The following is a 13,678-nucleotide window of genomic DNA, read 5'->3' on the forward strand; positions in this document are numbered from 1 at the left end:
GAAAATAGGGGATAATTAGGGTATGTCTGTGGAAATTAATAATGAAACCGGCTGGGATCTCGATCTCACGGAGTTCACCGATCTCGTGTCCTTCTGTCTCGAACAGCTCTATGTCTCTCCGGCGGCGGAGATAAACATTATGATGGTGGACCTAAAGACTATGACGGAACTCCATATGAAGTGGATGGATCTTCCCGGCCCCACCGACGTACTTTCCTTTCCTATGGATGAGCTCACTCCCGGGCGGGAGGGCCACCCTTCCGAAGCGGGGGTTCTCGGGGATATCGTTTTGTGTCCGGATGTGGCTGCCGAGCAAGCGAAAGACGCTGGTCACGCCCCGGTCGAAGAGATGCTTTTGCTGACCGTTCACGGATTGCTGCACCTTCTCGGATTCGACCATGCCGAGCCCGCTGAGGAGAAGGCCATGTTTACCCTCCAGCGCAATCTCTTGCTGAACTTCCTCGCGGAACGGTAGGTCGACAAGCGATGATTTTTTCTTCCGTAGCGTACGCGGTCTTGGGACTGGTCGGGGCTCTGTCGTTCCTCTTGACAGTGCCGCTGTCTCTCAGCGAGGGCGCGATGTCGCGGCTGTCTCTGGCGAGCGCGAAAGACCTCGAAGAAGCGGGGGTGAAGCGGGCGAGTGAGATTCAACAACTTGCTGAACATCGGCGGGAAGTGCTGGCCTATCTTCGTTCGACCCGCTCCGTGGCAGTGTCCTCCGGCTTGGGATCATCTGCTTTGCTGGCTTCCCAAATTCCCTGGTTGTGGTGGGTAGTGGCTCTCGGGCTTATTGCTTTTGGGGCGCTGATGTTGCTGGTGTTGACCCTGCCGGAGAACTGGATTGGGCGTCGGTACCCTGACAAGGTGATTCGCTATCTGGCCGGTTTCATTACGGTGGTGTGGAATCTCGGGAAACCGTTGGGGCGTTTGTGGAATGCAGCTCGCGGCCCCGCGGCTCAAACCGAGCAAGAGGCGCGCGACGAGGTTGCGAATGACCTGCGGGAGATGGTTGACCAGATGGGGGAGCCTGACACTATCGAGGAGGCCGACCGTGAGATGATTTGGTCGGTCTTTGAGATGGGGCGCACTCTGGTTCGCGAGGTCATGGTGCCGCGGGTGGACATGGTCACGATTGAGGCGGAGAAATCGCTGCAAAAGGCACTAACCTTGTTTGTCCGCTCCGGTTTTTCGCGGGTTCCGGTCATCGGGGATGACGCCGATGACGTGCGCGGGGTGCTGTATCTGAAAGATGTGCTGCGCCGCATTAATGAAGACGAAACCGGTGCGGCGCGGAAGATGACCGCCGCCCAGGCTATGCGGGAGGCGAGGTTTATCCCGGAGATGAACCTGGTGGATGACACTTTGCGGGATATGCAAGAGGGCGCCTACCACATGGCCATCCTCGTTGATGAATACGGACTCATTGCGGGGCTCGTGACTTTGGAGGATTTGATCGAGGAAGTAATTGGGGAGGTCTCCGACGAGCATGACCACTCCGAGCGGGAGCCGGAACAGCAGCCGGGTGGGTCTTGGATTGTGGCGGCGCGGATGCCGCTCGTGGATTTGAATGACCTGTTGGGGACCGAGATCGAGGACGAGGACGTGGACACGGTTGGCGGGCTGTTGACGAAGGCCGTTGGGGTCGTGCCGCTGGTGGGAGCCGCGGCGGAGGTGGATGGACTGGAGCTGCGGGCGGTAGAGGCTGCGGGGCGCCGCCGCCAGGTCTCCGCGATTGAGGTTCGCGAAGTCCCGCCGCTCCTTGACGAGGATTAAACGGAGCAAACGTGGGCGCCGCGACAACGGCGGAGGCGTAAGCGACGGCAACGATGTGCCGTCGTAGCCGTAGCACCTCTAACGGTGCTCTCGCCGTCAGTCGGAGCGAAAGGGAACCGTCCCCAGTTTGCGTAGCGAAAAGCGAACCCGTCGAGCCGTAATCTGACTCGGACACTAACTTGACTTCAAGTTAGTGTCCACGACCTAGCGAATCGCCATGAGCTGCGAATCTGCCTAACCGGACACTGTTTTGATGTCAAGTTAGTGTCCGGATTAGAATCAAGCCGATGGAAGATTTACTGTTTACCGGCGGGTGGACCGAGGATTTTCGCGCGGGTTTCGTGGCAGTTTTGGGCCGTCCAAACGTCGGGAAGTCAACGCTCATAAACGCGATGGTCGGTCGGAAAATCGCTATCACCTCCGCGCGGCCCGAAACGACCCGCCACGTTGCGCGCGGCATCGTTCATCGCGATAAATTCCAGTTGGTGCTGGTTGACACCCCTGGCATTCACCGCCCCCGCACGCTGCTTGGGAAGCGCCTGAACGACATGGTCGAAGAGGCCCAGGCCGACGTTGACCTCATTGTTTTCTGCGTCCCCGCGGACCAAGAGATTGGCCCCGGCGACCGGCGGATTGTTGAAAAACAGCTCCGGCCTCACCCCAAGATTCCCGCAGTCGCGGTTGTGACGAAAACCGACGCGGCCTCTCGCGAGAAAATCGCCGCCCAGCTCCTTGCGGTGAGTGAACTCTACGATTTCGAGGACATCGTGCCGGTTTCGGCCCGGGTTGGCGACCAAGTCCAGCTCCTGATTGACCTCCTCGGCGGGCTCATGCCGCTGTCCCCGCCGCTCTATCCGGAGGGCCAGGATTCGGATGAGGACACGGAAATCATGATTGCCGAACTCATCCGCGAGGCCGCGCTCGAGGGTCTCGGACAGGAGCTGCCGCACTCGCTGGCGGTTCAGGTGGAGGAAATCATCAAGTCGCCCGGGGGAGGCGGGTTCAGCAAGGGATTGCCTGTCAGCAAGGGCGGGCCGGGTGAGTCGGGCGGATTCAGCAAGGGCGAACCTGATACTCTCGAAAACCCCGGCAAGCGCCGCAAGTCAGAAACCTGGCGGATTCTCGTGAATCTCTTTGTGGAACGCGACTCTCAAAAGTCGATTGTGATTGGCTGGAAAGGGAGTCGGCTCAAGGAAATCGGCACGCGGGCTCGCCCGCAGATTGAGGAACTCCTGGGGCGCCACGTCTTCCTGGATCTCCACGTCCGCACCGCCAAAGATTGGCAGCAAGACCCCAAGATGTTGAACCGCCTCGGGCTTTAGTTTTTTTATTTATGCATTCCGTGGAACCCCGAACATGACGTGACCACTTCCGCGGAGCGTCTGAGACCGAGCTTTTCCTGCGCGCGCTGGCCCCACAGAATAGTTAACGCCCAAGTCGAGCCAATAACCCCTTGACGTCGCGGGCCGCGCCTTTGTCTGCCGACAAGGCCGCGGCGGCGTAGAGCTTCAACGCGTCAGTTACCTCGCGCTCGCGAGCTACCGGCGTCCACGGGTGCTCCCGCGCCTCCATTGCTGCCCGCCGCCGCTCAATCTCGGACTCAGGCACGTCCAGCGTCAACTCCTCAAGGTTCACATCTATCACAATCTTGTCCCCGTCTTCGATCAAGCCAATCAGCCCGCCTGCCGCGGCCTCCGGGGAAATGTGCCCGATCGAAATCCCAGAGGTCCCCCCGCTAAACCGCCCGTCCGTAATGAGCGCACAACTCTTCCCGAGCCCGCGTCCCTTCAGGAACGACGTCGGGTAGAGCATCTCCTGCATTCCCGGGCCCCCGGCGGGCCCCTCATAGCGAATCACGACGACATCCCCAGCCGAAACCGTCTTGTTCAAAATCTTCTCCACGGCTTCTTCCTGGGATTCCATAACAATGGCCTTGCCTTCGAAGTGCCACAGCTCCGGGTCAATCCCCGCGGCCTTGACAATCGCCCCATCCGGCGCGAGATTGCCCCGCAAAACCGTCAAACCGCCGCGCGCGACATAGGCGTGTTCGACGTCGCGAATACACCCGCCCGCCGCGTCCGTGTCCAAAGAATCCCACCTTGCGGTGGCCGAAAACGCCTGGGTCGTCCGGACATTGCCCGGTGCGGCGTGGAAGAGCTCTATCGCCTCCGCACTCGCGCGGCCCCCGCGAATATCCCAATCCGCGAGCCATTCCTCCAAAGAGCTATACAAGACCGAGTGGACGTCGTGGTTCAGCAAACCGGCGCGATCCAATTCTCCCAACAATGCGGGTACCCCGCCCGCGCGATGCACGTCCTCCATGTGGTAGTCGTTGTGGTTCGGCGCCACCTTTGCCAGAGTCGGGACCCTCCGCCCAATCTCGGCGATATCGTCGAGTCCGAAATCGAGGGATGCCGCCTGAGCCGCTGCCAGAATATGCAAGACCGTGTTGGAAGACCCGCCCATCGCCATGTCAAGGCTCATCGCGTTCCTAAAGGCCGCAGACGTCGCAATCGCGCGCGGCAAAACGCTCTCGTCCCCCTCCGAGTAATACCGCTTACACAACTCCACAATCAAAGACCCGGCGCGCTCAAAGAGCCCGCGCCGCGCCGCGTGGGTTGCCAAAGTCGAGCCGTTCCCGGGGAGAGCCAAGCCCAAAGCCTCCGTCAAACAGTTCATCGAGTTTGCGGTGAACATCCCCGAACAAGACCCGCAGGTCGGGCACGATAGCTCCTCGACGCGCTTCAACTCCGCGTCCGTTATCTCATCATTGGCCGTCGCGTTCATGACCGTAATCAAGTTCCCGCGCCCGCCCACGGAGGGCCCCACAATGTCCTCGGCCGGAATCCCCTTACCGGCCTCCATCGGGCCACCGGAAACAAATACGGTCGGAATGTTCAACTTCAAAGCCGCGTTCAACATCCCCGGCGTGATCTTGTCGCAGTTCGAGATACAAACCAAGGCGTCGGCGGTGTGGGCGTTCACCATGTATTCCACGGAGTCAGTAATGATTTCTCGGGAAGGCAGCGAATACAGCATCCCGCCGTGTCCCATCGCGATCCCGTCATCAACGGCGATCGTGTTGAACTCGCGCGGAACCCCACCCGCGGCCCGCACCGCCTCAGCCACGACCTTCCCCACTTCGCGCAGGTGGATATGACCCGGGACGAATTCGGTAAAAGAGTTTGCGATGGCAACAATCGGTTTTCCAAAATCTGCGTCCGTCATTCCGGTCGCGCGCCACAAAGAGCGCGCCCCAGCCATATTACGTCCGGTGGTGGAAGTGGCGCTGCGTAAAGTGTGAGACATGAATCGTTCCTCTCTGTTGCGGGTGGCTCCGCGGTGATTTGAACCAACCAATTTCATCCTATTCCACAAGTCGCCATGGCCAATAGTCAAGCCAGCCATTCCAAGTCCCATTCAACCTTCGATTTATCGGTGGGGACGGGTCAATCCCCACCGATGAAAGCCTTAAATAAAGGCGCTAACGCAAAACGCTGGCGAAAGAATCCAAAAGCGCGATCCCCGTAGACATGGAGGATGCCTTCACCGCCATCGCGAGGAAAACCCGATTCCCGCCGGAATCTTCATACCACCCAAACTGGCGCACGGTGTAGACCTCCCCGCTAGGCCCCCAACCGCCTTTGAACACGGCCCCGGGGAGCCGCCCCATTCCCCAACGCTGGTCGGGAATCACCTGGCCCATAAACTCGGTCACCTGCTGGGCGTCCTTCAGGCACGGCAACGCGGCCGCGAGCCGAACCTGGTTCGTGGGCGTCCAAGTTGTTTGGCCGAAAATCGAGTATCCCTCGAGCTTTTGCTCGGTAGGAACGACTGTCTTACTGTCGCCGGCTTGGCGCAAGACCCGGTTCATTGCCTCGGCTCGCTCTGAGTTCGATGCGGCCAGTCCCTGCCACAACCGTCCGGCTGCGGCGTTATCCGAGGCCGTAATGGCTTGGCGCATCGAAGCTTGGAGGTCAAGACCCTTCCCGTCTTGCATCACCGCCACCGCGAGCGGCACCTTCGAAGTTGACCACGCCGGCCAGGCCCCCTCCTTGCCGGCAGTCACGAGCCCATACTTGGGGTCATACCAGGCCACGGCGATTTCTGCCCCCGCGGCTTCACCAAGAGCCTCGAACTTCTGCCGCAGTTCCAACGCGGTCAGCTTCCCCTTAGCGGGAGCCACGATTGTCGCCCCGTCGCAGCCTTTTACCGCCTCTGCTGCCCCCGCGCCGGTTCCGCCCGCGGGCGGGGAGGCCGTCCCCGCTGACCCCGCCAACTCCGAGTCGGCCTCGCAGGGCACCCCGCTCGTGCCCTCTATGCCGTTCAACTGGCAGGGTTTCGTTTCTGTCTCGGGGGAGTCAGCAAGGGATTGCCCGGGATTAGGGCTCTTATTGCCGATAGAGTCTCCCGAGGACATGCCGGTCACGCGCGAGGAAGGAGCGGCGCTTGGTGACGAAGAGCCCAGAATCTCGGGATTGGCCCACAACAGCAGTCCTCCGCCCGCGACCAGCGCCACTACGACCGCAACGGCGAAACCAATCCCCAGCCAAAACCGCTGTGAATGACCACCTGCTTCGGCTATATCCCCGGCTTTTGAGTCTGCTACAGGCTCGTCTCCGCGGGGGAAAGGCCGCCAGTCGGGATCTTTAACGGAGCCAGTAGCGGAGGCATCCCGCGCGGCCTGGCCCAGCTCACTCAAACCGGAAGTATCTTCTGGTTTCATATTGCCGGCTTAGAGGTGGGGAATGTGCAGGTGCACGCCGTTGAAATCGGAAGACGCCGAGGTCACGGGGACTTCGCGCCCATCGGGGAGTCGCACCAAAACCGCATCATCCGAACCCAAGGGCCGCGACGTCGTCACGGTGACGAGGTAGGCGGTCGTAATGGATTTCCGCGGCTGTTCGGCCTCGAGTTTCGCAATAGACTCGGCCTTCTGAGTCCGCGGGTGCAGCCGTTCCTCCAAAGAACCGTAGGCGGAAGTGAAAGTGTCCAGGTTGGAGCGGTACCCCGCCAGGAAATGCGGGACAAACCGCCCTTCCGCGGTGACTTCGCCAAGGGGTTGTTCGCCCTGGAGCAGCGGACGCGGGTTGGTGGCCTCGCTCTTTTCCGTAGCGTCCGCGTCTGGTTCCGCGGCCGGTTCCGAGCCCAATCCGGAGCCTGAACCCGCGCCCGATCCCGCCGTGACGTCAGCTTCCAACTTCTCGGGCGTCTCCTCCGCGGTGGCTTGGTCCGTCGCTAAAACGGCTTCAGCAGCGGCTTCGCTGGTGGTTTCGGGGGACTCAGCAAGAGCCTCCTCGGCTTGCAGCGCGCTCGCTTGAGCCGCGGCAGCCTCGTGGTCAATCGGCACTTCCGTAAAGACCGGCCCTTGGGGAATGGGTGTGCTCGGAGAAACAAAACCGAGCCCCTCCGTCGCTGAATCTGGCGCGGGAGCTTGGCGGTTATGGTTCGGTTTCGCGACACTATCGGCCTGGTTGGCAGCAGCAACAGAGTTCTTGAGACTGGCTTCTCGCGTCTGCGGAGCCTGTCCGACCTGGTCCAACGCCGTGAAAGCCGCAGAGCTGGGCGGCCACGGCGATTCGCCGGGTTCCTCCGGAGTCGCGGGGCTGGCTTCCGTCGGTACCGGCGAGAATTCCGCCGCAGCGCCCTCGCGGGCAGCCTGTTGTTGCGCCGATAAATCGATTCCTACCCCCGGAGTCGGCAGCGGCGGCGTCACGACGTCGGTCAACGGCGTGGCCGCGGCATAACTCGGGTCGTTTTCTCCCCACGGTGCGGCGAATTTGCCGGTCGCGGTCGCGTCATGGGCGGGTTCAGCAAGGGCGGGCTCAGCAAGGGCGGAACCTCCAAATTCGGCGCGGTCCGTAACTCTGGTCGGCTCAGGAGTCTCGGGAGAATCGGGCGCCGGATAAGTTCCAGAAGCCCCGGGCGTCGCGTAAATTCCAGAAGTCTCAGCTTCCTCCGGTATCTCGGCGGTTTCGGGCGACTCTAGCCTCTCGTCCGCGGGCGCCTCTAGCCCCCCGTCCGTGAGCCCCTCGCTCGCCGGGGCTTCCTCGCTCTTGGAATCCCCGATCCCGGAATCCCCGAGAGTCGGGCGCGGCGGTTCTCCCGCAACGCTCGTCCCCTCAGCGCGATTCTCGGTCTCAAGCTCGGTCTGACCCCAAGTCTCTGCGTCCGCGGAGGTCTCCTCGCCGTAGTAATTTCCGTCCGGGTACTCGGGGCTCGGGTATCCAGGATAGGCCTCGGCATATCCTGGGAAACCTGGGGCCGTCTGGGGGGCGGGCGGGGCGCTGGGCTGGGGGTAGCCGTAAGCCCAATTGGGGTCGTAGTTCTGTTGTCCCGCATTGTAGGCGGGCTGTCCCTGGTCATAGCCCTGGTAAGGATAGCCTTCGTAGGGCTGGTTCGCGGGGGGATAGGCTGTGTTGTCTGGCGCCGCGTTGGGGAATCCGGAGTCAGCAAATGCCATCCGGGAAGCTTCTTCCGCTTCGCTTGCCCCCTGTCTTTCGGGGGAGTTATCCGGCTCGGCGAATTGCTGGAGGGGAGCATATCCCTCGAGATCGCCGGAATCCCTCTCCGGTGCTGGCTCGAACCCAGTCTCAGAATCCTCCCAGTCGGAGGGTTCGGAAGACGCGGTGTCAGCCTCATGGCCGCCAGCTTCAGAACCGCGGGAAAAAACAGGAGCCAACTCGGGATCCTCGTCTGCGAGGTCATCCTCATTTGCCGACGAAACCGAGTTATATTCGGAGAAACTATCCTCTTCCGGCTCTTCCACCTCGGAATCGAAGGCAGCGTCTTCAAATTCCGCCTCGTCCTCGGGTTCCAAATCCAGTGAGGCATAGTCGAAGATCGAGTCCTCATCCTCCGCGGAAGTCTCGGCATCAAGGGGCTCATCGAGGCTGGTGGAAGTCGGTTCGGGGAGTGAGGGTTGCGGAATCCCGACGGGAGCCGTGATGGCACTTGTTGAATCCTCTTGAGAAAAAGCCGACGGAGGGGTGGCCTTTTCCGGAGAAGACGGCGCTTCCCCAGCCGGCGCTTCGGGAGAATCTTCTGGCATCTCTCCGGTCGTGGCTTCCGAAGTCTCGCGGGGGCCTTCCGCAACGTCACCATCATTCGAGGCAGCGCCGGCGTTCACTGCGGGGAACATTCCAGAAATATCCATCGGTGGGTATTGCGGGGCGGCGCCGTAACCGGGAAGTTCCGAGCCATTCAGAGCGGAATCGAAACTGGTGCCATTCGCGCCGACGACCGGAAACGCGCCGGTCGGAGTGCCTAAAACCGAGGAACGCAGCTCCGGATTATCCCTCTCAGCGCTCGGGTTTTCGGGGCGAGGAGACTCGGGGCTGGCTGGCGCAGGGTTTGCTGGAACCGCGTTTACTGGCACCGCACTTGCTGACTCTTCGCTGGCAGTTGTCACACCACCAGCAGCAGTGCCGTCTGCGGGAGCGGGAGGCTCTGCTGCGGCGTTCTCCGGTGGGAGCGGCAGCTCCCCGTCCTTCACGGCCTGTTCTTGAGCCGCGGCCTCCAAAGCGGCGCCGTCAACCTGCAGCACCTGGTAGCGCTGTTGTGACGGCGGAATCCCATAAAGATTCTCATAGGCCTCCAGCGTGGCAGCCACTTGATCCAAATAATCATCCACCGCGTCCTGGTCATAGCCCACCCGCATCCGGGTGTAGTCAAAGTCCACCTCGCGGACATCGCGACCGCGGACCGTGATGTAGGCCAGATCCACTTCCGCCTCGGGGGAGGCATTTAGCGCTTCATAGTAGGAAAGAACCCGGACCACTTCGTCGAGGTAATCATCAATCTGGTTTTGGTCGTAGCCGTCGCGAAACTTGGTGGCCGGGAACTGCACAGAGAAAACATCTTCGCTCGTCAACAGTTGAGGGGTGTAATCCTCGCTCATAAATCGGGTCCTTTCCGCGGACTTTATAAATATAGATATTCAAAATTTAGCGAATTTTGCGGGTTTTTTCCGGTCAATGCGCCGGTTAAAGGCAAATTGCCTCGGGATTTTTTCGGATTTAGGCACACCTGAGAGAATCTGGGGCTCTATGATGGTGAAGTTAGTTGTTTCGTTCTGGCTCCTCGAGGAGCTCTGAGAGGGCGAGGCGTTCTTTTTAGACATCTAGGGAAGGTGCGGCTATGCGCGTACACATTGCTACCGATCATGCGGGTTACGAGTTGAAAGAAGAGCTCAAGAGCTGGCTCAAGGATGAGGGCTACGAGGTGGTTGACCACGGGGCTTTTGCCTTTGATTCCAATGATGACTACCCCGCTTTCTGTATTGATTGCGCTGCGGGAGTGGTGGAAGATCCCGGGTCCTTGGGGGTCGTTATCGGAGGTTCGGGCAATGGCGAGCAAATGGCGGCGAACCTGGTTGACGGGGTGCGGGCGGCCTTGGTCTGGAACGAGGAAGTGGCGCGCTTGGCGCGGGAACACAACGATGCGAACGTGATTTCTCTGGGCGCGCGCCAGCACTCGGTGGATGAATGCAAGGCGATGTTGAAGATTTTCCTCGAAACCGAGTTTTCCGGCGAAGAACGCCACGCGCGGCGCATCACCCAGCTCTCGGCCTATGAGATCTCCCGTAACCAGTAGTTGCGTGTTGGTGAGGATACGGTTTTATACCGGGGGCTAGCTCTGTAACCCGTGCGATTTTGGGCATTGCTGCCATTATTTCCACTCATGGCCAAAATCCCACGAGTTACAGAACTGAGCGAGTGTTGCTCCCGGTCTTTACTTCAACAGGGCCTTAGTTAACGCTCAAAAAGACCCAGGGGAACCCAAGCCGGGGTTGGGGCGAGGCCTGAGGGCGCGCCAGTTTCGGTCGAATGCTCGGTTTCGGGCTTGAGAGTGACGGTCGGGTCTACCGCGATGAACAGCGCGAAGTCCAGGTCGTCCTCGCCGTCCACCAAGGTGAGCTCCCCGAGCCAGAGGTTTTTCGCGTCGGTGTTGTCGGGCGGGTCGGACCTCTCTGCTTGCAACACTTCGTGTTGCGAGCCGCTTCCTAGGTCTCGGCAATGTTCGAGCAAGCTCGGCATTGCGCTCGACCTAAGTCGCGGTGGCGTAGTTGCGTTAGCAACGGAACCAGAAGGGTCTGACCCTACCGGCGTAGCCGGATTGGCGTAGCCTCGCGGAAAGTCTGCCTCGTCTGGGTCGGTCAAGAGGCGGAAGTTCCGCTTGTTCCGCCCGTCCGCTCCGGTGTCCATAAAGTCGTGGGCATCCCAATAAGCCCCGAGCTGTTTGTCCCAGCCCGACTCCTCGACTTCCGGAATGAGCGTAGCCAGCGGGGACGGGTGCTGTTGCGTAGCCTGTGGGGATGGGGACGGATGGCGTAGCGAAGCGTAGCCAGATGGATCCGTCACCGCAGGCGTAGCGTTGGCGAGGGCACGCTGGTCCTTTTCCATGCGCGCCAGCAACTCGAACTCGTCCCCGCCGAGAGCCTCCAACCAGGGCATTAACGCCTTGAGTAAGGCGTTTTCCGCGGCTGCCGGGTTAGCCTCCCAATCGAAGCTGCCGTCTGGGCGCTCGCCAAAAGCCCGTTCCAGCTCATCCGCGCTTGTGGAATCCGTTTCCTCAAAACGCAATCCGGGATCCTCCAGGAACCTCCACTCATCGAGTAAAGACGAGTCGATTTTCCGGATCGTGTCGGAAAGCCAATCCATGACTTCCACAAAGCGCACGGACCGCAACTCCTCCGGCACAATCTGGCTGAGCGCCCGCCACGCATCCGAGAGGTACCTAAGCAACAAACCCTCCGTGTAAGGCGCCCCGAGCCGAGCGATATAGGACGTGAAAGTGGCTCCGGTTTCGACCATTTCTCGAACAATCGACTTCGGCTCCAACCGGAATCCCTTCGCCCAAGGGTTTGCCTCCGTGTAGATTTCGAAGGCGGCGTTCAACTCCTTTTCCAGAGGCCGCGGGTAAGTCACCTTTTCGAGGGCGGCTTTGCGTTCATCAAAGTCCACTCCGGCTGCTTTGAGTTCAGCAAAGACGCGATCCTTTTCGGAACGCTCTTGGGCGCGCAAGATGCCGTTCGGGTCATCAAGCACCGCCTCCACGACGGAGATGATGTCGAGGACTTCGGTGAAGCCAGAAGGGTCTGACCCCGCCGGCGGAGCCGTTTGTTCGCTACTAAAAGACCCCAGATAATCCAGGGCGAAAGGCGCGAGAGTCTGGTTCAGCGCAAATCCCTCGGGCAACTCCGCAGTCAACTGGAACGGCCCGGCCGCGAGAATTTCATCGAGAGTGTTAGGCGTAGCATCTTCTTGCTTCGCAAACGTGGGGACAGTTCCACTTAGCTCCGTTCCTTCGGAACTATGCAAAGTAGTAGCCGTCCCCGTTTGCTCCGCACCAGAAATCACCCCGGAAACGGTGAGCGACTCCAGAATCTCCGCAAGCGTAGTCTCAAACCGTCCGCGCGCCTCCTCGCCGAAGCGCATGACGTTGTGGTTGTCATCCGCCAGCGAGCGCAGGTTCGCCTCCTGGTCACCCGGCCTTTGCAAAGTGTTCAACACCATCGCGTGATTAATCTGCCAATGCGGAGCCAAAGCACCCGGCTCGGAATCTACGAGCCGATTGAAAGTCCCTTCGCTCCAGGTGGTGCGGCCCTCCGGAGCCTTCTTTTTCTTCGCCTTCTTGGGATCCTTAGCCCGAGCCAGCGCAAGAGCGTTTTCCACCTCCCACTCGGGGGCGAGGGCAAAAACATAGCCGATCGTGTCGAATCCGGCCCGCCCCGCGCGGCCAGCAATTTGATGAAACTCCCTGGCGTTGAGGTGCCGCTCCTTGTTCCCATCGAACTTCACGAGTGAAGTCATGATGACGGTTCGAATCGGGACGTTGATGCCGACCCCGAGCGTGTCGGTTCCGGAGATGACTTTCAACAAGCCGGCTCCCGCGAGTCGCTCCACGAGGCGCCGATAGCGGGGCAGCATCCCCGCGTGGTGAATCCCAATACCCTTGGCGAGCAGCGGCTTCAAGGCGCGACCAAAAGCCGAGGTGAACTTGACCGTCTTGAGTTCGTTAGCGAGCTGCTCTCGCGCCGAGTCGGTAACCCCGAAGTCGAGGTTCAGCGAGGCAATCCGCTGGGCCTCCTCGACCGCCGCGCGCTGGGAAGAATGAACGAGATAGGCAGGGAGTTTGTCTTGGTGGGACAGTTCTACCAGTAGTTTCTCGACCGGCTCCACGCGGTAAGCCATCTCGAGCGGAACCGGGCGCTTTGCTGAAGTCAAGACCGCGACCTCACGTCCGGTGCGACGTTCCAAGTCACGCTCCAGGAAGGACATATCGCCCAGGGTCGCGCTCATCAAGACGAAGCGCGTTTTAGGCAAGGTCAGCAAGGGCGCCTGCCACGCCCAGCCGCGTTCCGCTTCGCCGTAGTAATGAAACTCGTCCATCACGACCGTGCCCACATCGAGAGCCTCGCCCCAGCGCAGCGCCTGGTTAGCGAGGATTTCCGCGGTCGCGCAGATGATTGGCGCGTCAGCATTGACCGAGCCGTCGCCGGTGACCATCCCGACATTTTGCGCCCCGAACAGATCCACGAGGTCAAAAAACTTTTCGGAGACCAGGGCTTTCAACGGGGCGGTGTAGTAGGCAACCTCTCCGCGGGCAAGCGCCCAGAGAATCGCGGCCACGCCGATTAGTGACTTCCCGGAACCGGTCGGGGTCGGGGCAATCAAGTGGCGGTCTTCCAAGATGATGTGCTCGGCGGCCTCCTTCTGGTGGGGATAGAGCGCCCGTCCGGTGGACTCGGCCCAGTTCTCGAATCCCGCGAGAACCTCGAGCGGCATCTCAGGATCCGGCGTCCCCGGAGTCCCGAGCTTTCCCTCGTCCTCGAGTCGGTCCAAAAGCTGATTCAATGCCTCGCTTGCTGTCTTCACTCTTCGATTTTAGGTGTTCCGGACAC

8 protein-coding genes are annotated in these 13,678 nt (G+C 60.7%); 4 read left to right on the forward strand and 4 right to left on the reverse strand.

The features are described from left to right. Positions 1-22: 22 nt before the first annotated feature. The 3 genes from ybeY to era all read left to right on the forward strand — a co-directional run bounded on the left by ybeY (position 23) and on the right by era (position 3,095). Positions 23-475: an rRNA maturation RNase YbeY gene (gene ybeY, locus FYJ63_RS03230; RefSeq protein WP_154543707.1), complete on the forward strand. Its 453-nt coding sequence runs from the start codon at positions 23-25 to the stop codon at positions 473-475. Positions 476-486: 11 nt separating this feature from the next. Continuing rightward, positions 487-1,773 carry a hemolysin family protein gene (locus FYJ63_RS03235; protein ID WP_154543709.1) on the forward strand — a complete coding sequence of 429 codons (1,287 nt, stop codon included), beginning with the start codon at positions 487-489 and terminating at the stop codon, positions 1,771-1,773. A gap of 287 nt (positions 1,774-2,060) precedes the next feature. Then, positions 2,061-3,095 carry a GTPase Era gene (gene era / locus FYJ63_RS03240; RefSeq protein ID WP_195839320.1) on the forward strand — a complete coding sequence of 345 codons (1,035 nt, stop codon included), beginning with the start codon at positions 2,061-2,063 and terminating at the stop codon, positions 3,093-3,095. Positions 3,096-3,198: 103 nt separating this feature from the next. On the opposite strand, the gene ilvD is transcribed toward era, so the two are convergent. The 3 genes from ilvD to FYJ63_RS03260 all read right to left on the reverse strand — a co-directional run bounded on the left by ilvD (position 3,199) and on the right by FYJ63_RS03260 (position 9,673). Beyond that, on the reverse strand, positions 3,199-5,082 hold the full coding sequence (gene ilvD / locus FYJ63_RS03250; protein ID WP_154543711.1) for a dihydroxy-acid dehydratase: 1,884 nt from the start codon (positions 5,080-5,082) through the stop codon (positions 3,199-3,201). 175 nt (positions 5,083-5,257) lie between these two features. Continuing rightward, on the reverse strand, positions 5,258-6,499 hold the full coding sequence (locus tag FYJ63_RS03255; protein WP_154543713.1) for a serine hydrolase: 1,242 nt from the start codon (positions 6,497-6,499) through the stop codon (positions 5,258-5,260). A 9-nt stretch (positions 6,500-6,508) separates the two neighbouring features. After that, the gene (locus tag FYJ63_RS03260) at positions 6,509-9,673 is read right to left on the reverse strand and encodes a DivIVA domain-containing protein (RefSeq protein WP_154543715.1); all 3,165 of its coding nucleotides are present in this window, start codon (positions 9,671-9,673) and stop codon (positions 6,509-6,511) included. A gap of 239 nt (positions 9,674-9,912) precedes the next feature. On the opposite strand from FYJ63_RS03260, the gene FYJ63_RS03265 reads away from it, so the two are divergent. Next, positions 9,913-10,368 (forward strand): ribose-5-phosphate isomerase, encoded by a 456-nt coding sequence (locus FYJ63_RS03265; RefSeq protein ID WP_154543717.1) that lies wholly within the window; start codon positions 9,913-9,915, stop codon positions 10,366-10,368. A 158-nt stretch (positions 10,369-10,526) separates the two neighbouring features. Here FYJ63_RS03265 and FYJ63_RS03270 read toward each other — a convergent pair whose 3' ends face one another. Next, on the reverse strand, positions 10,527-13,562 hold the full coding sequence (locus tag FYJ63_RS03270) for a DEAD/DEAH box helicase (protein WP_154543779.1): 3,036 nt from the start codon (positions 13,560-13,562) through the stop codon (positions 10,527-10,529). Between the last annotated feature and the right edge of the window lie 116 nt (positions 13,563-13,678).

Source organism: Mobiluncus porci, assembly GCF_009695935.1.
In the GTDB taxonomy this organism is placed as follows: domain Bacteria; phylum Actinomycetota; class Actinomycetes; order Actinomycetales; family Actinomycetaceae; genus Mobiluncus; species Mobiluncus porci.